The following is a 22,096-nucleotide window of genomic DNA, read 5'->3' as shown; positions in this document are numbered from 1 at the left end:
CGCCCTTTTTTCATAATGGGGGATGTCCAAATTTTATGTTCTATTCGGATTGCTTTGTCCATAAGAATGTTGTGAAGGGAGAGGACAAGGCAATGAAAGAAACCGGTGAAAAAAGATTTGATTCCGCGTCATTAGGCGTTTGTGATAGTGTCAGAAAACACTTGTTGGCTTTGCCTTCTGAAATCAAGAATCGTGCACAGGAAATCCGCCTTCGTGTAGGGAGGCCGGTTACTCTTTGTTGCCCGGAAGGAATATATTTTCTGAAAAACGGCGGAGGGATTGCTTGTACCGCTGGCCCCAATTGCGTTATTACCGGTAAGAACGAAGTAGAAGAAAGTTTTCGCATCCTGTGCGGAAATTCCATCTATAGTCACGACACGGAAATCCGAAACGGGTATGTAACACTACGCGGAGGACATCGAGCAGGAATCTGCGGAACTTCTGTTTTTCAAAACGGCACCGTTTCCGGGCTGAGAGATATTTCCTCCATTAACATACGCATCGCACACGAGGTTCCCGGATGTGCCAACGCAATTCTCGGTGAGCTTAAAAATTCACTGAACGGGGGACTTCTTCTTGCCGGGCCTCCGTCGAGCGGAAAAACAACGATTCTAAGGGACATTGCAAGGCAGTTATCCAGCGGATTTTACGGCAACATCTACAAGGTTGCGGTGGTAGATGAGCGCGGAGAAATTGCCGGTACCTATCGTGGCGTCCCGCAAAACGATATCGGCATTTGCTGCGATGTTCTGGATAGCTGCCCGAAAACCGAAGGAATTCTTACAGCTATAAGAACATTGTCTCCGCAATTTATCATATGCGATGAAATCGGCACAGAAGAAGAAGTCCGAGCGGTGGAACAAAGCCTCAATGCAGGCGTTTCCGTTATCGCAAGCATTCACGCAGGGACGAAGGAAGAGCTGATAAGTCGAAGACAAGTTGCTTCCTTATTAAAGACCGGTGCATTTCAAAACGTAGTTCTTCTTCGAGGATCAGGAAAGCCGGGGGAAATTTCTGAAATTTGCATGGCGGGTGAATTGTTACATGAAGTTGGCGGGAGCGTTGCTGCTAATAGCCGCGGGATTTCTCGTGGGATATATGGAATCGCGTAAATTGACAGTGCGCGTAGAAAAACTCGAAGCATTCCTGCGCTTTTTGTCTTCCGCCCGTGCTGAAATTCAGTATTCGGCCATTCCGGTGGAGTCAATCCTTCAGAAGCATGGAGAAGGTATTGATTTTTTTCATTATCTGCAAGATGTGTCCGACTGCGGAAACTGGCAAGAAATGTGGAGTAAGGCCGTCTTGGAGCACGCCAAGAACGAGGGTTTTTCCAAAAAAGATTTGGATTTGTTGAACGGCTTCGGTACCGGCTTTGGCGCAAGCGACACAGAAAGTCAGGTAGCGCATTTCAACCTTTACGAAACATTAACCGTGTCCGCCATAAACGAAGCGAGGTCAGAACGGGACAGAAAGTCAAAATTATACTTGATGCTGGGCGTTTTCGGCGGAATGGCCGCCGCAATCCTGCTCTGCTGAAAACGGAGGAATTTGAAATGGATGTTGACCTGATTTTCAAAATCGCGGCAATCGGCATTATCGTTGCGGTTCTTAATCAGCTGCTGATCCGTTCCGGGCGCGAAGAGCAGGCATTGATGACAACTCTTGCTGGTTTGATTGTCGTTTTGATGATGCTTGTGCAGCAAATCAGCACTTTGTTTAAGACAATCAAATCTGTTTTTGGGCTATGACGATGGATATTATCGGAATTGCGGGAATTGCCGTTCTCGCTGCTGTCGTAGCAGCGATGCTGCGCCGGTACCATCAGGAATATGCCGTACTCATAAGCATTGCTGCGGGTGTTGTAATCCTTTTTGCGATATTTTCCGGCGTTCAGCCCGCAGTCAGCCAAATCGGAAAGCTGCTTTCCGCTGCCGGTCTTTCCGCGAGTTACACGGTCATCCTTCTGAAAACGCTCGGAATCTGTTTTCTTGCTCAGTTTGCCGCGGACGCCTGCCGTGATGCGGGAGAAAACGCTTTGGCCTCAAACGTTGAATTGGCGGGAAAAATTGCAATTATCATTCTTGCACTTCCGTTATTTGAAGATATTGTCCAAACCGCAGCAAAACTTGCCGGTGCATAGGAAAGGGACGTGAAAAGAATGGGGAAAAAAGTGTTTTGCATGGTTCTGGCGATGCTGGCTTGTTTGCTTTTTCAAATACCGGCATTTGCCGAAAGCTCATCTTCATCGCCGGATTACAGCAAATATTATCAGGAGCAAGCAAAGAAAAGCGGAGCAGATGAGTTACAAGAAAAACTTCCTGAGGATACACAGAAAATTTTGCGAGAGTTGGGCGTTGACTCAGCAGACTGGACTTCGATTACGTCTATAACACCGCAGAATTACTTTCAGAAGATTTTGTCCATTTTCTCCGGAAAAGCGGTAAACCCTCTTCGGGTTATGGCTTCGGTAATTGCGATTGTTTTACTCTGCGCTTTGTTGAACGGTCTAAAATTATCGTTCGGAGAAAAGCCAATGGGCGGAGTAATCGGAATGGTCGGAACCCTTTGCGTCTGTGCACTCATTGTGCAGCCAATTGTTTCTTGCATTTCCGACGCTTCCGATGTCTTGAAAGCTGCATCGGACTTTCTTTTAGCCTGTGTTCCCGTCATGGTAGCGATATTGGTCGCTGCTGGGCAATCGGTTTCTGCCGGGTCATATCATTTGTTAATGATGGCCGTGGGCAACCTTGTCTCCGTTTTCGCAACAACGATTCTTGTGCCAATGCTGAATCTTTTTCTTGCCCTTTCCGTTGTTTCCTCCGTTTCACCGGCAATCAACCTGAGTGGACTCTGTGACGTTCTGAATAAAATCGTGAAATGGATTATGGGCCTTGGAATGACTTTGTTTACCGGACTTGTAACCATGCACTCCCTGATTGCCGCTTCTCAGGACAACACAGCGGTGCGCGCGGCAAAATTCATCGTTGGCAGTTTCGTTCCGGTTGTCGGCAACGCGCTTGGGGAAGCGTTGAACACGGTTACAAGCTGCGTGAAAATGCTCAAATCCGGCGTTGGCGCATTTGGGCTGCTTGCAGGGCTCGCTATCTTTCTGCCTGTCTTAGCCGAATGTATTCTTTGGTACTTGACGTTACTGCTGTCGTCAGGTATCAGCCAGATGTTTGAATTGGACGGTATCACCGGTCTTCTCAAGGCGTCTGCAGATGTTGTTTCTACCATGCTTGCCATCCTTTTCTGCTGCATGACGGTGCTGATTATATCTACCGTGGTCATGATTTTGATCGGAGGCTTGGCATGAAAGAGATTCAACAATGGACAATGGTAATATGCCTAGCTGCGCTGACCGCTTCTCTCGCTCAGAGTATTCTTCCGGCAGGCTCCATGGAACGTATGGGAAAATTCGTCGTAGGCGCGTTTATCATCTGCGTCATGATTTCTCCGTTATCGAAATTCGCACCGCAGATTCGCATGAGCATCAATAGTGGAGGTGACTGGAAAGCATCGCAGAACACACAACTGCAATCAACCGTCAACGATCAGCTCAAGCAGGCGACCCAAGAAAGCATCCAAAATCTTGTAACAGCTGAGCTTGCGCGGATAAAGATTAAATGCAAAAATGTTTCTGTTATTATGGATACAAAAGAGGACGGCCGCATATCAATTACTAAAGTAATTGTTACACTTTCAAAACAGGACGTTGCGAAAACAAAAACAGCTCAGGATTATCTTGCAAAAGAGTTAGGACTGCAAATGGAGGTCGTTGCGGATGGCAGCTGAGGCAAATTCAAAAGAGCAGAAGAAAAAAAGTGCATTTCAGCGTCTTGCCGAAAACGATACATACCGCAAAATTGCTGTTGGGGGAGGAATTCTTGGAATTTTCCTGATTGCACTCTCCGGCAGCCTCAAAGGTTGCAGCACACAGACTTCCGCAGCACTTTCATCATCGAGCTCTGCGGTCAATGCTATATCCGCAGAAAGCTACGAAAAATTGTTGGAAGATAAGCTTACAAACATTATCTCGCAAATTGACGGCGCCGGAAAAGTGCGCGTCATGGTAACTCTTGAGCAGACAACTAAAGATGTATATGCAACAGAAGTTAAAACGGATGACCAAGAAAAAGGCGATAGCGCAGAAAGCGGAAGCGGTACGAAGGAAAAAAGCAACAGCAAAGAAGAGAAATATTTGGTCATCAAAGATGAGAACGGTGCTGAAAAAGTTGTGAAGGTTACGGAAATTCAGCCGCTTGTTAAAGGTGTCGTCGTCGTCTGTGACGGCGGTGATGATCTGAAAGTTCAAAAGAATATTACAACTGCCGTAACTACGGCTCTGAACATAACTTCTGTGCATGTTTGCGTGATTAAGGCAAAATAATAAAATCAGGGGGAATCATTTTATGGCTATGGGCAAACGGCAGCTCGTGCTTGCGGCACTAGTAGTTGCATTGGGTGCAGCCGTATATCTGAATGTAGTACTTTCAGGCAATAGCGCATCGCTCAAAGCAACGCAGGCCGTGGCTTCAAATACCGGCCGGCAGTTAGGTCAGACGCTGATGGTAAACGGCAGTGCACCTTCCGCAAAGAGTTCTGCTTCTTCTGCAAAGAGTCAGTCAGCTGCTTCTAGCTCGGCGGCAAAACAAACGGAAGCCAACACTTCAACGGATGACTTCTTTACGCAGGCTGCTCTGTCTCGGCAGAAGGCTCAGGACGAAGCAAAAGAAACCTTTGCAAAGATTCTGGAAGATACCTCAAAGAGTGATGCAGCTCATAAGGAAGCGGTAGATAAAGCGGCAAAAATGACGGAAAATCTTTTAAAGCAGGCAAACATTGAAACGCTCATCAAAGCAAAGGGCTATTCGGATTGCATCGTCACGTTAGGGGAAGATCAATGCAGTGTCATTGTGAAAACAAAGGAAAATTCCCAGAACGACGCAATCGTAATTCAGGATATCGTTGCTTCCCAGACCGGTCTCTCCTTTGATAAAATCCATATTATTGAACGTACATAGTTGTCAAAGCCGGGAAATGTGGTATAATATTCATGTGGAAGTTTGAAAATTTTACAGCTTTTTCTGGAACCCTCCACACACCCATGGAGGGTTCTTTTTATGAAAGATATCGGAGGATGTTATGAATCGTACAAAATCCCGTGAACAGGCCTTTATCCTCACATTTGAACGCAGTTTCAGCCACGATACCATCGAGAATATTATCGACGTCTCTGAGACTTCGCACAGTATCCACATTGAAGAATTCGCGGAAAAGCTCGCTCAAGGTGTAGAAGATCACGAGGCAGAACTGGATGAAGTAATCAGCAAATATATCCGCGGGTGGACGATGAACCGACTGTCACGTGTATCTCTGGCGATTCTTCGTCTTGCCATCTATGAAATGAAATATGAAGAAGATATTCCGGTGAGCGTTTCCATCAATGAGGCGGTAAAACTCGCCAAGAAATACGGCGGGGCAGAAGATGCGCCGTTTGTGAATGGTGTCCTCGGTTCTGCGGCAAAGGAGGCCGGGAACAAAAATGCCTGATGTTCTCGGACTCGATACCAGCAACTACACAACTTCCGCCGCTTTGCTTCACGATGGCTTAATCCAGCAGAGTAAACGCCTGCTTCCCGTAAAAAAAGGGGAAAAAGGCCTGCGCCAAAGTGACGCAGTTTTTCACCATGTGCAGCAGCTGCCTGAGGTTTTAGAAGCTCTTTCGTTCAGTGACTCCACGATTGCGGCTGTAGGAGTCTCCAACCGTCCCAGAAGTATGGACGGTTCCTATATGCCGTGCTTCCTTGTTGGTGTCGCTGCGGCAAAAACAGCGGCACTTTCGCTGAAAGTGCCGTTTCACTTTTTTTCACACCAGCAGGGACATATTGCCGCCGCCCTATATTCCGCAGGGAAAATCGGTTTGCTCTCCGAGCGTTTTCTCGCATTCCATGTTTCCGGAGGAACCACAGAAGCAATTCTTTGCCAGCCTGACAAGGAAAATATCTTTTCAACACAGATTGTTGCCGAGTCATTGGATTTGAAAGCTGGCCAAGCTGTTGACCGCGTCGGCGTAATGCTCGGCCTTCCTTTCCCGGCCGGGCCGGAATTGGAAAAACTGGCTCTAAAGGCACAAAAGTCCTATTCCGTACGCGCTTCGATGAAAGGGTGCAACTGTTCGCTTTCCGGCGTGGAAAACCAGTGCCGTTCCATGCTGGAAAAGGGTACTCCAAAAGAAGAAATTGCAGCATTTTGTCTTCAGTCGATTTATGCGGCACTTGACGCTATGGCGGAAGCGCTCCTTCACCAATACGGCGAACTGCCGATTGTTTTCGCAGGCGGTGTTATGAGCAATTCCATTTTGCGTGAAAAACTGTCGCAGAAGTTCGGCGCATGGTTTGCAGAACCTGTCTTTTCCGCCGATAATGCTGCGGGAATTGCGGTTCTTGCTGCGCTGAAGGAGGGAATTTACCCGTGATTACGCAACCGGAAGTGCTGACTGTCACCCAGCTGAACACTTACCTCAAATTTAAGTTTGAAGATGACGAAATCCTTTCGCACGTTTTTGTTACTGGGGAAATTTCCAATTTTACGTGCAATTATCGCTCGGGGCATTTGTATTTTACCCTCAAAGATGACCGATGTGCGATACATGCCGTAATGTTTTCCAGAAGCGCTTCCCGGTTAAAATTCAGCCCGGAAGATGGTATGAAGGTACTTGTACGAGGTAGAGTTGGAATCTATGAGGTTTCCGGGCAATATCAGTTGTATGTTGAGGATATGCAGCCTGATGGATTAGGGGCCTTGAGTCTCGCCTTTGCACAGTTAAAAGCAAAGCTGGAAAAAGAAGGGCTGTTTGACTCCTCTCGCAAAAAGCCGATTCCTCGTTTTCCGGAGCGTATCGGAGTAGTTACATCCCCGACTGGGGCTGCGGTACATGACATTATGACCATTCTCGCAAGGCGATATCCGCTTGCGGAAGTAATCTTCTGTCCGGTACAGGTGCAAGGGGATACTGCTGCACCGCAGATTGTGGCAGCGATTCGGCAAATCAATCGGTTAAAATGCGCCGATGTTATCATTGTTGGCCGGGGCGGAGGGTCCTTGGAGGACTTGTGGCCGTTTAACGAGGAAATCGTCGCGCGTGCTGTTGCGGAATCCGAGATTCCGGTCATTTCCGCCGTCGGCCATGAAACAGATTTTACCATCTGTGATTTTGCAGCCGACCTTCGGGCGCCGACCCCTTCTGCAGCGGCAGAGCTCGCCGTACCGGATTCCACAGAGCTGATGGCAAGCGTTGAGACGCTGAGAATGAATTTGATTCGTGCAGCATCGGATAAAGTAGCAAATGCAAAGGCGGAACTATCCGTGCTTTCCCAGAACCGCTTTCTGAAGAACCCGCTTGAAAGCGTTGAACTGAAAAAGTTGGAAGTTGACCGTCTTTTCGGTCAAATGACGGAATCCGCCCAGCGGAATATCGAACATGAGAAGGAACGCGTCTCAGCCTTATGCGGAAAACTGAATGCGCTGAGCCCGCTTTCTGTTCTTTCAAGAGGCTACGCGGAAGTCTTTAATGAGGAAGGAAAGATTGTGACGAGTGCGGAAAAGATTTCCGTCCATGATAAGATAGCAGTACGTTTTTCGGACGGAACCTTACACTGCACCGTCGATGAAAAGGAAGCTGAGGGCGAAAATGAATAAGAAAATGACATTTGAAACAGCCTTGAAAAGACTCAGTGAAATTGTAGATTTACTGGAAAAAGGCGATACGCCGCTTGAGGAATCCATGAAGCTTTTTGAAGAAGGTTCTGAGCTTGCTGCTTTTTGCTACCATAAGCTTTCCGCAGCGGAGCAGAAAATCAAAACAATAACAGAGAAGGGGGAACAGGCTGATGGGCAGGATTGACCGTGCCGATTACATTTCTGCGGTCGAGGAAGCCCTCGCCAGATATGTTCCCGAGACTACTCTGATGCAGTCGGAGCTCTTCCGCGCCATGCGGTACAGCTTGCTGGCCGGCGGGAAAAGAATTCGGCCGATTCTTGTCTTAGAATTCTGCGGCCTGTGCGGGGGAGACCAGGAGGCTGCGCTCCCGTTTGCTTGTGCGGTTGAAATGATTCACACATATTCCCTGATTCATGACGACCTCCCATGCATGGATAACGATGATATGCGGCGCGGAAAGCCTTCTAACCACGTCGTATTCGGAGAGGCACAAGCTCTTCTCGCCGGCGATGCTTTGTTGACAAGGGCGTTTGAAGTTATGCTTTCTTCTGAGAGTATCCGGCTTGTCGGAGCAGAGAAAGCAGCAAACGCTGCAGGGGCATTGGCCTTCGCTGCAGGTGCCTACGGAATGGCAGGCGGGCAGGCAATTGACCTGATGAGCGAAGGAAAGCAAATTTCCATAGAAACGCTTCAGAAAATGGATGAATGTAAAACCGGCGCGCTGATTCGTGCTGCTGCGAAAATGGGCTGTATATTGGCAGGCGCCGAAAGCAATCTGATTCGTGCTGCAGATGAGTATGCAGCCGCAGTTGGCTTCGCTTTTCAGATTGTTGATGATATCCTTGACGTCAAGGGAAACGCAGAAACTCTTGGCAAACCGATCGGGAGCGACAAGGAAAAAGAAAAAAGCACATACGTTTCTCTTTTGGGGATGGAAAAAGCGCAAAAAGCAGTCTCGCAACTGACGGAAGACGCCGTTCGCACTCTTGATGCATTCAACGGCGATACGTCTTATTTGCGCACACTTGCCATGGAACTCGCGCGCCGCGACCGATAAGATTTCCATGTTGACAAGTTTGACGGAATATGGTACTATAATCAAGCCGCTTATTGCGGGCTTAAGTGGTTTTATGCCCGCCCGACAATAGCGAGTCTAAGAAAAGGCAGGGCCTTATTGATGTTTGCAGTTATTGAAACTGGCGGCAAGCAGTACAAGGTTCAGAAAGATGATGTCATCTTTGTGGAAAAGCTTGCAGCTGAAAAGGATTCCACCGTTGAATTCAAAGTTCTTGCTCTGAATACTGACGATGGCATGAAGGTTGGCACTCCGTATGTAGACGGTGCTACCGTAACAGGTAAAGTGCTGAAAAACGGTAAATCTCGCAAAATTACTGTTTTTACTTACAAGCCTAAGAAAAACGAAAAGCGTAAAATGGGTCACAGACAGCCGTACACTCAAGTTCAGATTGAGTCCATTAACGCTTAAGCAATGATCCGCGCCGAATTTTTTGTGCGGAAAGGTTTACCGGCAGGGTTCTGCATCAGCGGACATGCCGGAATCTCGGAAGCCGGAACAGATATTTTATGTGCGGCGGTTTCTTCCGCTGCTTACATGACGGCCAACACCGTGACAGACATCATCGGTGCTAAAGCTGAGGTTTCTGTTGAAGAAGGCCGAATGTTCCTGATGGTTTCTGAAAAAGACGCCGCAGCATGCGGTGGGCTTCTCAGAGGATTTCGTTTGCACATGATGTCCTTAAAGGAGCAGTACCCTGAGAATATTACATTAACTGACACGGAGGTGTAACATCATGCTGAAAATCAATCTTCAGCTTTTTGCTCATAAAAAAGGAATGGGTTCCACTAAGAACGGCCGTGATTCAGAATCGAAGCGTCTTGGTGTGAAACGCGCCGACGGACAGTTTGTTCTTGCTGGCAACATTATCGTGAAACAGCGCGGAACACACATCCATCCGGGTGCAAATGTGGGCAGAGGCTCTGACGACTCCCTTTTTGCGCTTATTGACGGAAGAGTGAAATTTGAGCATTTCGGCAAAGACCGCAAGAAGGTCAGCGTTTACGCTGAGCAGTAAGCTCTACGGCGAAAACAGAAGGAAAATCCCGGGTATTTTCGCCCGGGATTTTTTTCGTGTTATCACGCAGAATATAGAGAGAACAGTACCAAACAAAGGATGAATAAGGAGCACTTATATGTTCATTGATAGTGCCAAAATCACTGTTTCTGCAGGGCGCGGTGGTGACGGCGCAGTTGCGTTCCACCGTGAGAAATACATTGCATCCGGAGGACCGGACGGCGGAGACGGCGGCCGCGGAGGAAATGTTGTTTTTCAGGTTGATGATAACCTTTCCACGCTATCCGATTTTCGTTATAAGCGAAAATTTTCTGCGGAACCGGGAGAAAACGGGCGCGGTAATCGTTGCAACGGAAAAAACGGTGCTGATCTCATTATTCGGGTTCCGCGCGGTACATTGGTAAAGGACGCCGCAACTGGCCGACTGATTGCCGATCTATCTACGGATGAGCCGAAAATTATTGCCAGAGGCGGCCGCGGCGGCTGGGGAAATGCACATTTTGCTACCTCGACCCGCCAAACACCGCGTTTTTCAAAACCGGGCGCCCCGGGTGAAAAATTAGAACTTTACCTCGAACTGAAGCTTCTGGCGGATGTGGGTCTTGTTGGTTTCCCGAATGTTGGAAAATCAACCTTCGTCTCGGTTGTAAGCGAAGCCAAACCACAGATCGCCAATTACCATTTTACAACTCTGACTCCGGTACTCGGCGTTGTTCGCCTGAACGATGAGCGTTCATTTGTCATCGCAGACATTCCCGGACTGATTGAAGGAGCAAATGAGGGCGCTGGGCTGGGACATGAATTTTTGCGTCATGTAGAACGCTGCCGTCTTCTTGTGCATATGGTAGACGTTTCAGGCAGTGAAGGCCGCGACCCGAAAGAGGATTTCAAGATTATCAATGCCGAACTGGAAAAGTTCAATCCGGAACTTGCAAAGCGCCCCATGCTTGTCGTGGGCAATAAATGCGATTTGGCAACGGATGAAGCAATTGCCGAATTCAAAGCCTTTGTGGAGAAGCAAGGCTATGAATTCTTCCCGATTATGGCGGCAATCCGCTATCAGGTCGATCCTCTGCTGAACCGCATCGGTGCACTGCTAGCAAAACTTCCTCCTGTAAAAGTTTATGAGCCCGAAGTGACACCGGAGCAACTGGTGCCGTCCAGCGAAAAGAAGGAAGTAACCATAACCCGTAAAGGAGACGTCTTTACCGTAGAAGGGGATTGGCTGCTTCAGGTTATGCGGACCATCAACTATGAAGACGAAGACTCTCTGCGCTATTTTGAAAGTGTATTGGAAAAAACGGGAGTCATTGAAAAACTGCGTCAAGCCGGCATACAGGAGGGAAACACCGTCAACCTGTATGGGTTTGAATTTGAATTTATGGAGTAAGATGGCGGGGAATGGAACGTTTTTTGCAAGATTCATGTGACCCGAAGCAACTGAGCCCGTTGACGCTGGCATTTCTCGGAGATGCTGTGTTTGAAGTTCTCGTGCGGGAAAAAATCGTATGCCAAGGCAGCCGGCCGGTTTCACAGCTTCACCGTCTTTCCGTTCGTGATGTGTGCTGCAAAGCACAGGCCGCGGCAGGAAAGGCGATTTTACCGGAACTTACGGAAGAAGAAGCTGCGGTTTACCAGCGCGGCAAGAATGCCCATCCAGGGCATGTGCCGCAAAATGCCGATCAGACAGATTACCACGAGGCAACAGCTTTGGAAGCACTGTTTGGCTATCTTTATCTTTGCGGAAAAATTGATCGTCTAACATATCTTTTTGAAACAATACAGACTTTTCAGCACAAGACGGAGAATGATAAGGGTACCTGACTTAGAAGGGGTGGTTCCATGCCGCCAATTCAAAACTTCAAAAATAAATTAGCGGATTATTTGAAAGATATTTTCGCATATGTTGCCGGCAGTGTTTTGCTTGCGTTATCCATTGATATTTTTACAGCGCCGAATAATATTGCTCCGGGCGGCGTTTCCGGCGCCAGTACGGTAATAAATTACCTTACACAATGGCCAATCGGCTCAACGTCGCTGATTCTGAACGTGCCAATTTTTATTTGGGCATTTGTCGAACTTAGTTTTGAGGGCGTTTTCAGAAGTCTGATTGCGACTGTGCTATCCTCTGCTGCAATTGATATTTTAGTTGCTTTTGTTCAGCCTTATGAATCAAACGTTCTGCTTGCCGCAATATTCGGCGGCGTTTTGCAAGGGATTGCGCTCGGCCTTGTTTTCATGCGGAGTGCAACGACCGGTGGAACCGATTTAATCGCACGCCTTTTGGGGCGTCATGTGCGCTTTATGTCCGTCGGGCGTCTTATGATGATCGTCGACGGGGTTGTCGTGATCGTCTCCGCTTTTGTGTACAACAGCATTGATAATGCGATGTACGCAATCATCACGATTTTTGTCAGTTCAAAAATCATCGACACGATTCTCTACGGTACTGACATCGGCACCGGCAAAGTGCTGTTTATTATTTCGCCGAAGAATGAAGAAATCGCTCAAGAAATTCTCAGCAGTATGGAACGAGGCGCTACGATGCTACAGTCGCGCGGAGCGTATTCCGGCAGGGAAGGGGAAGTCCTTCTTTGCGCGGTAAGACGCTTTGAAGTGGCAAAAGTGAAAGATATTGTCCATTCCATCGACAAAAACGCGTTCATTATTGTCGGTGATGCGGGAGACATCACGGGCGAAGGATTCCGTCCTCCGAAAGAAGAAAAGTCTTCCGGGCTTAGCAAAATCATAAAAAAGCAATAGTATAGTCAAAATGCAAGAAACGGCTTCGTGTCCTCCACGAAACCGCTTCTTTTTCTTATATTATTAGTCGTATTATTAGTCGCAATTTTCTGTTCTGCATGTGTTATTAGAAGACGTGTTGTTAGAAGATGTGTTATCCTGTGCCTTAGAACGGTTGCAGTTGTCCTTCGTTGTCTGACAGTTCCGATTGGAAAAATCGTCTTTTTTATTGTTGCAGTTGTTCTGTTTCTCCAAATTCGTTCACCCCCTTTGCACGTTATTGTTTGACCGGAAAGTAAATATTATGCAGTATGCGGGTTTTGAACGGTTGATGATATTAGTAATATAAATCCATCTTGCGGCATCCATTGAGATTCTTTAACACTACACAATAATAATTAGTTAAAGCTTGAAAAAGCACAGAAAAGATGATATAACTATAAACAATAAATTTGTGATTTAATATTTTGAAAGAAGGGCATTCAAAAAATGCAGGAGATCAGGTATGAATTAACAAAAACGCCGAAAAAGAAACCTGCACCGGGAGATCCGCTGCCGTTCGGTACCATCTTTACCGACCACATGTTTATGATGGATTACACCGAAGGCAAAGGGTGGCACGATCCTCGAATCGTACCGTATGCACCGCTGCAGCTTGACCCGGCGGCAATCGTTCTGCATTATGCGCAGGAATCGTTTGAAGGCATGAAGGCTTATCGTACCAAGGACGGTACCATTCAACTGTTCCGTCCGGAAAAGAATGCTGCTCGATTCAGATCGACACATGAGCGCATGTGCATGCCCCCTGTTCCGGAAGAAGACTTTGTTACAGCTGTCAAGGCTCTTGTAAAAGTGGAAAAAGACTGGGTCCCCTCCCAGCCGGGCGAATCGCTTTACATTCGTCCGTTTTGCATCGCAACGGAACCGCACCTTGGCGTGAAAGCTTCCAATACATATTATTTCATCATAATTTGCTGTCCGGTTGCGGCATACTATCCCACCGGATTGAATCCGGTCAAGATTTATGTCGAAGATAAATATGTACGCGCAGCACCCGGCGGAACCGGATACATTAAGTGCGGCGGCAACTACGCTGCATCCTTGATTTCACAGGAAATTGCCGAATCCTTGGGTTATAGCCAGACTCTCTGGCTCGACGGCGTAGAGCGCAAATACGTTGAGGAAGTTGGTTCTATGAACTGCTTCTTCAAAATTGACGGAACGATTTACACAGCGCCAACGGTCGGCACCGTACTTCCAGGCATTACCCGTATGTCTTGCATTGAACTCCTGAAAAAATGGGGCTATAAAGTCTCGGAAGAACGTCTGGCAATTACCGATGTCATGAAAGCTGCCAGAGAAGGAAAACTGGAAGAAGTTTTCGGAACCGGAACCGCTGCTGTCATTTCACCGGTCGGCGAACTTCGCTATGAAGATGAAGTTGCTGTCATCAATAACGGTAAGATCGGCGAAGTTACTCAGAGGCTTTATGATACTCTTACAGGCATTCAGTGGGGCCTTCTGCCGGATGATATGGGCTGGACTACAAAAGTCTGCTGATTCCTGTAGAATGTGTTGCGCCGCTCTGCAATGCAGAGCGGCGTTTGTTTTATGAAGTCTTAAACAATGCATCAACTATGGAGATATAATTTAAGTATGCGCGAAATTAAATTCGTTGTCCCAGATCAAGATAGAGTACAATAAAGTTCGCAATTTCGAGAAGGTATAGAAAAGCCATTGGGACTCCTTTAAAATGAATGGTGTCAAGACATTCAAAAAGGAGTTGGTCCCAATGACTCAAGGAAAGAATAACACAGATCTTACGGAATTGCTACTGAAATGTATGGCGGAGCCCGACCCGATGCTCAGTATGCTGGAATGGCTCTGCGCTCAACTGATGGAGGCGGAGGTTTCCGGCCTTGTGGGGGCGGAAAAGAATGCGCACAATCCGTCTCGAAGTGACTACCGCTGCGGATATCGTCCCCGGAGGCTGGATACTCGCGTAGGGACGATGTATCTCATGGTGCCAAAGCTGCGCAGCCATGGATATATCCCGTTCTTTGTCACTGAACGCAAACGCAGCGAGGCGGCGCTGGTACAGGTTATTCAGGAGGCATTCGTGCAGGGCGTGTCCACACGGAAGATGGAAAAGTTGGCTCACAGTCTGGGGATAGAGAACCTCTCCCGCAGTCAGGTCAGTGAGATGACAAAAGGGCTCAATGAACAGGTACAGGAATTTCGCAACCGTTCTCTGACGGATACTCGTTATCCTGTCATTTGGACGGATGCCCTGTACGAAAAAGTCCGTATGGATGGCCGTGTCGTCAGCATGGCGGTGATGGTTGTCTGCGGCGTCAACGAGCAAGGGCACAGGGACATTCTCGCCGTGGAGCCGATGCTGGACGAATCCAAAGAGAGCTATTCCCAGTTGTTTCAAAGTCTTTTGGATCGCGGCTTGAAAACACCGCTGCTGGTGGTTTCCGATGCGAACAAAGGGCTGATTGCCGCCATCCGAGAAAGTTTTCCCGGCGCATCCTGGCAACGCTGCAAAGTGCATTTCATGCGAAATATTCTGGCCCATATACCGCAGAAAGAAAAAGAATCCTTTGCGGTCCAACTGAAAGAAATCTGGCTGGCGCCTTCCGTCCAATTAGCGCGACAGCGCGCAAAACAGTTGTCGGAGCAATATGGGAAGCGGTTTCCCAAAGCAATCGAGCTTCTGGAAGACGGGCTGGAGGACTCACTGGCTTTCTATGCATTCCCCGAGCTTGATGCCCGTAAAATCTCATCGACCAATATGCTGGAACGGCTGAACAAGGAAATCCGGCGCAGAACCAACGTCGTCGGGATATTCCCAAACAAAGATTCCTATCTGCGGTTGGTTACAACATATCTCATGGAATACGCTGAAGACTGGTCCGTTTCCAGAGCATATTTGAATCCCAAATCGATTCAGACACTTCTGCTAAGCGCAGCTTAATTCATTTCGTGGAGTCCCCAAATTGCGAACTTCTCTTGACATAGCCCAGATCAATACGATGGTATAACTCTGAAAAGTTTTCTCAGAAACTATGTCGGCCTCTCAGTCCGCCAAACTGCCAAACTGAAAAGAGAACAGAATGGCATTACAAGAAACGGAATAAAAATAACGGCTCCGGAACTGCTGCATGCAGGAGATTGTATTCAGTTGCGTTTCCCTGACGATGAAAAGATTCCGGAACCGGTTCCTCATCCAATTTCAGTAGTATTTGAAGATGACGACCTTCTGATTGTAGAGAAACCCGCTTTCATGCCAATGTACCCATGCCCAGGCCACGACTCCGACAGTTTGGCAAATGCCGTGGCGTTTCATCAATTGGCAATGGGAGAAAAATACGCATTTCGCCCGGTCTATCGGCTCGATCGAGATACAACTGGCTTAGTGTTGATTGCAAAGAATCCCTTTGCGGCTGAAAAGCTTGCCGGCAATATCCGCAAAACTTACTTTGCTATCATTGAAGGGGTTCTTAACGGAAGCGGAGTCATTGACCGGCCAATTGACCGCATGCCGGGGCATGCTATACAACGCGCCGTTATGCCTAACGGGATTTCCGCTGTTACGCGCTGGCGTGCGATTCAGTCGCTGAATGGTTGCACCCTTATTGCGGTAAGATTAAAAACAGGAAGGACCCACCAAATACGGGTACACTTTTCTTCCATTGGACATCCGCTTGCAGGCGATGATATGTACGGCGGGAGCATGGATAAAATATACCGGCAGGCTCTGCATTGCGGGGAAATTCGTTTTCGCCATCCAATTACAGGCAAAGCGATGCGCTTTTGCTCGCAGCTTCCCGAGGATATGCTTTCATGCATAAAAATTTGAAAATAGTTGAATATAAATTCAATTTTACTCTTGCATAATGTATATTTATGCGATATAATACAGACATACAAAACAGAGAATGATTTGGAAGAGGGAAATAATATGAAAAATCTTAAAAAAGTCGCAGCCATTTGCCTCGCGGCGGCAATGCTCGTTCCGTTTGCCGCATGTTCCAAAAAAGGTAACAAAATAGTCATGTCAACGAATGCGCAGTTCCAGCCGTTTGAGTATTATTCTGGAAAAGAAATCGTCGGAATTGATGTTGAGATTGCGAAGAAAATTGCTGCAAAAGTCGGTAAGGAACTCGAAATTCGTGACGTTGAATTCGATTCTTTGCCCAATGAGCTTTCTTCCGGCAAATGCGATTTTGTTGCAGCAGGTATGACCGTCACGGAGGACCGGAAAAAGAACATGGATTTCTCCGACACATATTTCGATGCAACACAGTCGATTATTGTTTTGAAAAACAGCTCCATCAAGAGCCGTACAGATCTGAACGGTAAGACGGTCGGTGTGCAGCAGGGAACAACGGGTGATACGTACTGCACTGACGAGGAGAAAACGTCGGATATTCACGTGAAAACCGTAAAGCGTTACAACAAAGGCAGCGATGCCATTTCGGACCTGATTGCTGGAAGACTCGACGCGGTTGTTATTGACGATTTCCCGGCACAGAAATTTGTTGAGAATAACTCCGACAAGATCGTTAAACTCGATGACGCTCTCACTGTCGAACATTACGCAATTGCCGTCAAGAAAGGCAATACAGATCTGCTCAACACGATTAACAGTGTTCTGGCAGAAATGAAGTCCAGTGGAGAACTGGATAAACTCATTGAGGAAAATAAAGCTGCATTAGAAAATAGCTAAGGAAACTTTTCGGGCAGCCCACAGGTAAAGGAAAGCAGGAAGCTTTTCCGCTTCCTGCTTTTAACAGTTAACAGGGAGGGTTTTAATGCATTCGTTAATGGCCGCTTTGCCGATGTCTTTCTTTTCTGAACTTACCGATCAACTACACCAAAGTTTTGTAGAACAGGGCCGTTACCAGTATATTTTAGACGGCCTCGGGAACACGCTGATAATCACTATTTTTGCTGTTATCCTCGGCGTAATTCTCGGTACTCTTGTTTCACTTGTCAAGGTAGCACACAGCAATGACCCATCGAAATTGCGTATTTTGAACGGAATCTGCTCGCTGTATCTAACCGTAATCCGCGGAACTCCTGTCGTTGTTCAGCTGATGATTATGTATTATATCATCCTGAACGGGACGGCCGTCAACGAGATTACAACTGCAATTTTAGCATTCGGCATCAATTCCGGCGCATACGTTGCTGAAATTATCCGCAGCGGTATCATGTCGGTCGACCGCGGACAAATGGAAGCCGGACGCTCACTGGGTCTTAGCCAACGCACCACGATGGTAAAAATCATCTTCCCGCAGGCTCTAAAGAATGTTCTTCCGGCAATTGGCAATGAATTCATCGCACTCCTAAAAGAGACCTCCGTAGCCGGATACATCGGTATTCAGGACCTCACAAAAGGCGGCGATATTATCCGCAGTATCACATACCAGGCTTTTACACCGCTGCTTTCAACAGCGGCGATTTATCTCGTCATCGTTGTTGGTCTAAGTGCTCTGCTTACCAAATTTGAAAGGAGGCTGCGCAGAAGTGATTACCGTTAAAAATCTTCACAAAAGTTTTCATACGCTGAATGGTGATGTTGATGTCTTGAAGGGAATCAATCAGGAAATTCAGCAGGGAGAAAAAGTGGTTGTCATTGGGCCTTCCGGTTCCGGAAAAAGCACCTTTCTGCGCTGCCTGAATCTTCTTGAAAAACCAACGGAAGGGGAAATCTGGTTTGAAGGCAAACAGATCAATTCTCCTGATTGTGACATTGATAAATTGCGTCAGAAAATCGGCATGGTATTCCAGCATTTCAACTTGTTTCCGCATTTAACAGTAAGACAGAACATTACGCTTGCTCCTGTAACTTTAGGTTTGAAAACAAAAGAAGAGGCTGACGCACAGGCTATTGAGTTGCTGAAGCGTATTGGCCTTGAGGAGAAAGCAGATTCCTACCCGGGACAGCTTTCTGGCGGCCAGAAGCAGCGTATCGCAATTGTGCGTTCTCTTGCGATGGAACCGGATGTTATGCTGTTTGATGAGCCTACCAGTGCTCTCGACCCTGAGATGGTCGGTGAAGTGCTCGCTGTTATGAAGGAGCTTGCCAACGAGGGAATGACAATGGTAGTGGTTACTCACGAAATGGCCTTCGCCCGCGAAGTTGCAACGCGTGTCCTTTTTATGGATGACGGACAGATTGTAGAAGAAGCTCCTCCGGAAGAATTTTTCAATCATCCCAAAAGTCCACGTCTGCAGGACTTTTTGGCAAAGGTACTTTAATCCTAAAAAGAAATGTGATAGTATGAAGGATACGGTTATCTGTATCCTTCTATTTTTTTATTTTCGGAGTGTTGATGGGGATGCCTGCCTTAATATGCCATTACCTGCATGCTCTGCGAGTTTTGAAAGCTTATGTTCAAAGTGGAAAAGCCCCCGTAGATCAAGATGCTTTTCTGTGGGGAGCACAGGGGCCTGATTTTCTGTATACTTCATTTACACTGCCCAAGGAGCGAAATCTCAGCCTTAGAAATACAGGTTTGCTTATGCATAAAGAGAATCCGCTTCCGCTTTTTCATTCGATAAATGAGTACACGATTCAGCATCCCGATGACCTTGCTGCGCGTTCCTATTGGCTTGGTTTCCTGTGTCACTACAGTCTTGATCGAACTTGCCACCCCTTTATTCATGCGCAGATAGAGGAATTCAGGAGCCATTATCCGGGAGCGAAGGATTCTTTTCTACACGCGAAGATTGAAACATCCCTCGATGTTATTTTGCTGCGATATGAATCCGAAATGCTTCCAACTGAATTCAATCTAAAAAAGGCTTATCCCAACAATCCGCTCGTAAAGCAAAGCATCGCATCCCTATATGTTTATGTTTTGCAGAACGTATATCAATTAAAATACTCTGAAAAGGAAATCATTCGCGTGGAAAGGGACTGCCGCTTTGTCACCGCATTACAAAATGATCGAACCGGCTTAAAGACACAATTTTTCAATTACCTTGAACGAAAGCGCGGAAAATACCTGCTTTCCTGCTTTCTGCGCGGCGTCATGGAAGATGATGATTTCGACTTTGCAAACATTCTTTCTTCACCATGGAGAGATCCGACAAACAGTTCCAGAGAGCATACGGAAAGTTTCTTTGAGCTTTTTGAATCAGCCATAGATGAAAGCGTAACATTTCTAAAAAGAATTGACCAAAACACCAACCTTGCCGAATTGTTCGGAAACAATCCATTTTTATAAAGGAGAGTTAAATGATGCAAAAAATTGCAAGCTTCTGCGTGGACCACACAAAACTTCTTCCCGGAATTTATGTTTCACGGGTCGATGGCGATATTACAACTTATGATATCCGCATGGTGCGCCCGAATACGCCGCCATACCTAAAAAACGGAGAACTGCACACCATAGAACACCTCTTTGCGACATTTGCGCGCAATTCTTCTTATGCAGACCGTGTGATTTACTTTGGGCCGATGGGGTGCCGTACCGGTTTCTATTTTCTGCTCCGTAATGTCCCACAAAGCGAAGCAGTACAGCTTATCATCGACATCTTCCAAAAGATTGCGGACTATGAAGGCGAAATCCCCGGGGCATCCGCGCAGGAATGTGGCAACTATCTTGATCACGATCTCGCCGGTGCAAAGCAAAGAGTATCTGAATTTTTGCCTGTCATCAAAGATTGGACCGAAGCGAAATTGAAATATTAAACAGCAATATAATTTCCTTTACGTGTTGCAAAAATAACGATTTTGTTATATTATTAATAAATAAGTTACAACTTTGTAATCGCGGAAGGAAAGGCTCTTATGAAGGTATCTCTAAAAAGCGCAATTGTCTGCTTTTTGAAAATGACTGCGAACTTTACGCGCAATCATTTTAGAGATTTTTGCCGTTTCACATATATCATCGGAATTCAGACAATACGCGCTTCAAAGAGAGTAGGAAGGAGAGTCTTTGCATATTTACTGCCTATTGGGTATTTCCTGAGGCATATTTACTCGGTTACTCTTGGCGTAAATTTGTACAGGCTGTGGAATAAAGTTAAAATTGCTCGAAGTGGAGCTAAGAAAATTAGGGCACGTGTAAAAAAAGCCAAACAAAGAAACTTTTTTGCGGCGTGCTCTATCTTTTTTTACTCCCTGCGTAAAAGTGCTTCCGCACATCGGGGTGTACTATCCACTGCATTAAATTTCTGCGTTTCGGTTATCTGCATTTTGCTTCTTGTTTCTTCGATTCGCTATTGGAAAAATCAAGAATTTAACCTCACACTTTCTAACCAAGGCAAAACAATTGGGACCATTCGGGATGAGAAAGTCTTTGAACAAGCGAGTGAACTTGTCAATCAACGCATGATTCATGGCTCATCACAAAGTGATGCGAGCATCCAGTTTATGCCGGCTTTCAAGCTGACAAGTGATAAATCCGGGCTAAAGAGCACGCAAGCGGTCTGCGATTTACTCATAAAGCAGAGTAATGACATCATTGATGAAGCCAGTGGCCTCTATGTTGACGGCGATTTAATTGGAGCTGTAAAAAGTTCTGCCGACCTTCGTTATATGCTTCAAAATTATCTTAACGAAGCAAAGGGGAACGATAAAGACGCGACTGCCAAATTTGTCAAGAATGTGGAAGTAATCAACGGCTTGTACCCGATTTCTTCCATTATCTCAACGGACAAGATGCAGGCTTACATTAACGGAAAATCAAGTGCCGGCACCACCTATACGGTGAAAGAAGGCGATACACTGACTTTCATCGCCGCCGCAAACAACATGTCAATCAGTGATCTTCGCAAGCTGAACCCGAATATCACTGAGTCGATTCATCCGGGAGACTTGATACAACTGAAAGTAGCTGTCCCGACGCTTGAAGTGGAAGTTATCAAAACGATATCCTACGAAGGCACGCTCCCTTATTCAACTGAAACCAAGAAAGACGATTCAAAATACAGCGATTATGTAAAAGTATTGCAAGAAGGGGTAGATGGTAAGCAATACTGTGTCGATCGCGTACATTATATAAACGGGATAGAGGTTTCACGAGAATCCGTGAAGAGGACAGTAACAAAACAGCCAATCAGCAAAATCGTGCTCACTGGAACGAAAAAGCGGCCGGTCAATGAAAAAGGCGTCGCTAGCGGAAAATTCATGTGGCCTGTACCTTCTCTTCACATGATTACTTCTACGTTTGGGTCGCGCTGGGGAGCGTTCCATAAAGGAATCGACATTTCCGGCTCGGGTGCCTACGGAAAAGTGATCGTTGCCGCTGATGGCGGGGTTGTTACACTTGCAGGTTGGAACGACGGATATGGCAAATGCGTAATCATTAACCACGGAAACGGGAAAAAGACGCTGTATGGTCATTGCAGTTCTCTGCTTGTATCGGCCGGCCAAGCCGTGTCAAGAGGACAGGCAATTGCCCGCGTCGGAAGTACCGGAGACTCCATCGGTCCGCATCTCCACTTTGAGGTTATTGTCGGAGGTTCCCATGTCAATCCACGAAATTATGTTTCGTAGATTATGCACACAGCGTAT

General features: G+C 46.8%; 28 protein-coding genes and 1 other annotated feature. All 28 genes read left to right on the top strand.

The annotated features are described in order from the left end of the window. Positions 1 to 35: 35 nt before the first annotated feature. The 28 genes from spoIIIAA to NOG13_RS03685 all read left to right on the top strand — a co-directional run bounded on the left by spoIIIAA (position 36) and on the right by NOG13_RS03685 (position 22,078). Entirely contained in the window at positions 36 to 1,112 is a 1,077-nt protein-coding gene (gene spoIIIAA, locus NOG13_RS03820; RefSeq protein ID WP_283110952.1) for a stage III sporulation protein AA, read from the top strand. Beyond that, a complete protein-coding gene (locus NOG13_RS03815) occupies positions 1,045 to 1,536 on the top strand; it encodes a stage III sporulation protein AB (RefSeq protein ID WP_346347667.1) in 492 nt (163 codons plus the stop codon). The genes spoIIIAA and NOG13_RS03815 overlap by 68 nt, the downstream gene beginning before the upstream one ends. Positions 1,537 to 1,553: 17 nt before the next feature. Continuing rightward, positions 1,554 to 1,748, top strand: a complete 195-nt coding sequence (gene spoIIIAC / locus NOG13_RS03810) for a stage III sporulation protein AC (RefSeq protein ID WP_283110950.1) — start codon at positions 1,554 to 1,556, stop codon at positions 1,746 to 1,748. 2 nt (positions 1,749 to 1,750) lie between these two features. Further along, on the top strand, positions 1,751 to 2,140 hold the full coding sequence (locus tag NOG13_RS03805) for a SpoIIIAC/SpoIIIAD family protein (RefSeq protein ID WP_283110949.1): 390 nt from the start codon (positions 1,751 to 1,753) through the stop codon (positions 2,138 to 2,140). Positions 2,141 to 2,158: 18 nt separating this feature from the next. Then, positions 2,159 to 3,316, top strand: a complete 1,158-nt coding sequence (locus tag NOG13_RS03800; protein ID WP_283110948.1) for a stage III sporulation protein AE — start codon at positions 2,159 to 2,161, stop codon at positions 3,314 to 3,316. Next, the gene (locus NOG13_RS03795; protein WP_283110947.1) at positions 3,313 to 3,795 is read left to right on the top strand and encodes a stage III sporulation protein AF; all 483 of its coding nucleotides are present in this window, start codon (positions 3,313 to 3,315) and stop codon (positions 3,793 to 3,795) included. The genes NOG13_RS03800 and NOG13_RS03795 overlap by 4 nt, the downstream gene beginning before the upstream one ends. After that, positions 3,785 to 4,390, top strand: a complete 606-nt coding sequence (locus tag NOG13_RS03790) for a stage III sporulation protein AG (protein WP_283110946.1) — start codon at positions 3,785 to 3,787, stop codon at positions 4,388 to 4,390. Before NOG13_RS03795 ends, NOG13_RS03790 begins: the two co-directional genes overlap by 11 nt. 22 nt (positions 4,391 to 4,412) lie before the next feature. Further along, entirely contained in the window at positions 4,413 to 5,024 is a 612-nt protein-coding gene (locus tag NOG13_RS03785; RefSeq protein WP_283110945.1) for a SpoIIIAH-like family protein, read from the top strand. Between the two features lie 121 nt (positions 5,025 to 5,145). After that, positions 5,146 to 5,553, top strand: a complete 408-nt coding sequence (gene nusB, locus NOG13_RS03780; protein ID WP_283110944.1) for a transcription antitermination factor NusB — start codon at positions 5,146 to 5,148, stop codon at positions 5,551 to 5,553. Further along, positions 5,546 to 6,478, top strand: coding sequence for a Kae1-like domain-containing protein (locus NOG13_RS03775; RefSeq protein WP_283110943.1), 933 nt, complete (start codon positions 5,546 to 5,548; stop codon positions 6,476 to 6,478). Before nusB ends, NOG13_RS03775 begins: the two co-directional genes overlap by 8 nt. Next, a complete protein-coding gene (gene xseA / locus NOG13_RS03770; protein ID WP_283110942.1) occupies positions 6,475 to 7,701 on the top strand; it encodes an exodeoxyribonuclease VII large subunit in 1,227 nt (408 codons plus the stop codon). The genes NOG13_RS03775 and xseA overlap by 4 nt, the downstream gene beginning before the upstream one ends. Next, the gene (xseB, locus tag NOG13_RS03765) at positions 7,694 to 7,906 is read left to right on the top strand and encodes an exodeoxyribonuclease VII small subunit (RefSeq protein ID WP_283110941.1); all 213 of its coding nucleotides are present in this window, start codon (positions 7,694 to 7,696) and stop codon (positions 7,904 to 7,906) included. The genes xseA and xseB overlap by 8 nt, the downstream gene beginning before the upstream one ends. Then, positions 7,893 to 8,780 carry a polyprenyl synthetase family protein gene (locus tag NOG13_RS03760; protein ID WP_283110940.1) on the top strand — a complete coding sequence of 296 codons (888 nt, stop codon included), beginning with the start codon at positions 7,893 to 7,895 and terminating at the stop codon, positions 8,778 to 8,780. Before xseB ends, NOG13_RS03760 begins: the two co-directional genes overlap by 14 nt. Positions 8,781 to 8,813: 33 nt before the next feature. Continuing rightward, positions 8,814 to 8,888, top strand: a sequence feature (ribosomal protein L21 leader region). A gap of 12 nt (positions 8,889 to 8,900) precedes the next feature. Then, entirely contained in the window at positions 8,901 to 9,209 is a 309-nt protein-coding gene (gene rplU, locus NOG13_RS03755; protein WP_283111147.1) for a 50S ribosomal protein L21, read from the top strand. Between the two features lie 3 nt (positions 9,210 to 9,212). After that, positions 9,213 to 9,530 (top strand): ribosomal-processing cysteine protease Prp, encoded by a 318-nt coding sequence (locus NOG13_RS03750; RefSeq protein ID WP_283110939.1) that lies wholly within the window; start codon positions 9,213 to 9,215, stop codon positions 9,528 to 9,530. Between the two features lie 4 nt (positions 9,531 to 9,534). Next, on the top strand, positions 9,535 to 9,816 hold the full coding sequence (rpmA, locus tag NOG13_RS03745) for a 50S ribosomal protein L27 (RefSeq protein WP_283110938.1): 282 nt from the start codon (positions 9,535 to 9,537) through the stop codon (positions 9,814 to 9,816). Between the two features lie 118 nt (positions 9,817 to 9,934). Further along, positions 9,935 to 11,206: a GTPase ObgE gene (gene obgE, locus NOG13_RS03740; RefSeq protein ID WP_283110937.1), complete on the top strand. Its 1,272-nt coding sequence runs from the start codon at positions 9,935 to 9,937 to the stop codon at positions 11,204 to 11,206. A gap of 11 nt (positions 11,207 to 11,217) precedes the next feature. Further along, positions 11,218 to 11,640, top strand: a complete 423-nt coding sequence (locus NOG13_RS03735; RefSeq protein WP_283110936.1) for a Mini-ribonuclease 3 — start codon at positions 11,218 to 11,220, stop codon at positions 11,638 to 11,640. 18 nt (positions 11,641 to 11,658) lie between these two features. Then, positions 11,659 to 12,579, top strand: coding sequence for a YitT family protein (locus tag NOG13_RS03730; protein WP_283110935.1), 921 nt, complete (start codon positions 11,659 to 11,661; stop codon positions 12,577 to 12,579). A 468-nt stretch (positions 12,580 to 13,047) separates the two neighbouring features. Beyond that, positions 13,048 to 14,118, top strand: coding sequence for a branched-chain amino acid aminotransferase (locus NOG13_RS03725; RefSeq protein ID WP_283110934.1), 1,071 nt, complete (start codon positions 13,048 to 13,050; stop codon positions 14,116 to 14,118). A 232-nt stretch (positions 14,119 to 14,350) separates the two neighbouring features. Beyond that, complete coding sequence (locus tag NOG13_RS03720; protein ID WP_135661204.1) at positions 14,351 to 15,538, top strand: IS256 family transposase; 1,188 nt, start codon at positions 14,351 to 14,353, stop codon at positions 15,536 to 15,538. A gap of 63 nt (positions 15,539 to 15,601) precedes the next feature. Continuing rightward, entirely contained in the window at positions 15,602 to 16,423 is an 822-nt protein-coding gene (locus tag NOG13_RS03715) for an RluA family pseudouridine synthase (RefSeq protein ID WP_346347671.1), read from the top strand. Between the two features lie 102 nt (positions 16,424 to 16,525). Beyond that, positions 16,526 to 17,293, top strand: coding sequence for a basic amino acid ABC transporter substrate-binding protein (locus NOG13_RS03710; RefSeq protein ID WP_283110933.1), 768 nt, complete (start codon positions 16,526 to 16,528; stop codon positions 17,291 to 17,293). Between the two features lie 112 nt (positions 17,294 to 17,405). After that, positions 17,406 to 18,110 (top strand): amino acid ABC transporter permease, encoded by a 705-nt coding sequence (locus tag NOG13_RS03705; RefSeq protein WP_346347670.1) that lies wholly within the window; start codon positions 17,406 to 17,408, stop codon positions 18,108 to 18,110. Next, entirely contained in the window at positions 18,097 to 18,831 is a 735-nt protein-coding gene (locus tag NOG13_RS03700) for an amino acid ABC transporter ATP-binding protein (protein WP_283110931.1), read from the top strand. Before NOG13_RS03705 ends, NOG13_RS03700 begins: the two co-directional genes overlap by 14 nt. 74 nt (positions 18,832 to 18,905) lie before the next feature. Continuing rightward, a complete protein-coding gene (locus NOG13_RS03695) occupies positions 18,906 to 19,802 on the top strand; it encodes a zinc dependent phospholipase C family protein (RefSeq protein ID WP_346347666.1) in 897 nt (298 codons plus the stop codon). Between the two features lie 14 nt (positions 19,803 to 19,816). Beyond that, the gene (locus NOG13_RS03690) at positions 19,817 to 20,269 is read left to right on the top strand and encodes an S-ribosylhomocysteine lyase (RefSeq protein ID WP_283111145.1); all 453 of its coding nucleotides are present in this window, start codon (positions 19,817 to 19,819) and stop codon (positions 20,267 to 20,269) included. 507 nt (positions 20,270 to 20,776) lie between these two features. After that, a complete protein-coding gene (locus tag NOG13_RS03685; RefSeq protein ID WP_283110929.1) occupies positions 20,777 to 22,078 on the top strand; it encodes a peptidoglycan DD-metalloendopeptidase family protein in 1,302 nt (433 codons plus the stop codon). Positions 22,079 to 22,096: the final 18 nt, after the last annotated feature.

It is taken from the genome of Thermocaproicibacter melissae, assembly GCF_024498295.1.
GTDB classification, from domain to species: Bacteria; Bacillota; Clostridia; order Oscillospirales; family Acutalibacteraceae; genus Thermocaproicibacter; species Thermocaproicibacter melissae.
The sequence above is the reverse complement of the archived record's forward strand: the minus strand, read 5'-3'. Positions and strand labels throughout refer to the sequence as shown.

Coding starts and splice junctions, on each gene's coding strand:
- spoIIIAA (WP_283110952.1), top strand. CDS start 36: ATGTTCTATTCGGATTGCTTTGTCCATAAGAATGTTGTGAAGGGAGAG.
- NOG13_RS03815 (WP_346347667.1), top strand. CDS start 1,045: ATGAAGTTGGCGGGAGCGTTGCTGCTAATAGCCGCGGGATTTCTCGTG.
- spoIIIAC (WP_283110950.1), top strand. CDS start 1,554: ATGGATGTTGACCTGATTTTCAAAATCGCGGCAATCGGCATTATCGTT.
- NOG13_RS03805 (WP_283110949.1), top strand. CDS start 1,751: ATGGATATTATCGGAATTGCGGGAATTGCCGTTCTCGCTGCTGTCGTA.
- NOG13_RS03800 (WP_283110948.1), top strand. CDS start 2,159: ATGGGGAAAAAAGTGTTTTGCATGGTTCTGGCGATGCTGGCTTGTTTG.
- NOG13_RS03795 (WP_283110947.1), top strand. CDS start 3,313: ATGAAAGAGATTCAACAATGGACAATGGTAATATGCCTAGCTGCGCTG.
- NOG13_RS03790 (WP_283110946.1), top strand. CDS start 3,785: ATGGCAGCTGAGGCAAATTCAAAAGAGCAGAAGAAAAAAAGTGCATTT.
- NOG13_RS03785 (WP_283110945.1), top strand. CDS start 4,413: ATGGCTATGGGCAAACGGCAGCTCGTGCTTGCGGCACTAGTAGTTGCA.
- nusB (WP_283110944.1), top strand. CDS start 5,146: ATGAATCGTACAAAATCCCGTGAACAGGCCTTTATCCTCACATTTGAA.
- NOG13_RS03775 (WP_283110943.1), top strand. CDS start 5,546: ATGCCTGATGTTCTCGGACTCGATACCAGCAACTACACAACTTCCGCC.
- xseB (WP_283110941.1), top strand. CDS start 7,694: ATGAATAAGAAAATGACATTTGAAACAGCCTTGAAAAGACTCAGTGAA.
- NOG13_RS03760 (WP_283110940.1), top strand. CDS start 7,893: ATGGGCAGGATTGACCGTGCCGATTACATTTCTGCGGTCGAGGAAGCC.
- rplU (WP_283111147.1), top strand. CDS start 8,901: ATGTTTGCAGTTATTGAAACTGGCGGCAAGCAGTACAAGGTTCAGAAA.
- NOG13_RS03750 (WP_283110939.1), top strand. CDS start 9,213: ATGATCCGCGCCGAATTTTTTGTGCGGAAAGGTTTACCGGCAGGGTTC.
- rpmA (WP_283110938.1), top strand. CDS start 9,535: ATGCTGAAAATCAATCTTCAGCTTTTTGCTCATAAAAAAGGAATGGGT.
- obgE (WP_283110937.1), top strand. CDS start 9,935: ATGTTCATTGATAGTGCCAAAATCACTGTTTCTGCAGGGCGCGGTGGT.
- NOG13_RS03735 (WP_283110936.1), top strand. CDS start 11,218: ATGGAACGTTTTTTGCAAGATTCATGTGACCCGAAGCAACTGAGCCCG.
- NOG13_RS03730 (WP_283110935.1), top strand. CDS start 11,659: ATGCCGCCAATTCAAAACTTCAAAAATAAATTAGCGGATTATTTGAAA.
- NOG13_RS03725 (WP_283110934.1), top strand. CDS start 13,048: ATGCAGGAGATCAGGTATGAATTAACAAAAACGCCGAAAAAGAAACCT.
- NOG13_RS03720 (WP_135661204.1), top strand. CDS start 14,351: ATGACTCAAGGAAAGAATAACACAGATCTTACGGAATTGCTACTGAAA.
- NOG13_RS03710 (WP_283110933.1), top strand. CDS start 16,526: ATGAAAAATCTTAAAAAAGTCGCAGCCATTTGCCTCGCGGCGGCAATG.
- NOG13_RS03705 (WP_346347670.1), top strand. CDS start 17,406: ATGTCTTTCTTTTCTGAACTTACCGATCAACTACACCAAAGTTTTGTA.
- NOG13_RS03695 (WP_346347666.1), top strand. CDS start 18,906: ATGGGGATGCCTGCCTTAATATGCCATTACCTGCATGCTCTGCGAGTT.
- NOG13_RS03690 (WP_283111145.1), top strand. CDS start 19,817: ATGCAAAAAATTGCAAGCTTCTGCGTGGACCACACAAAACTTCTTCCC.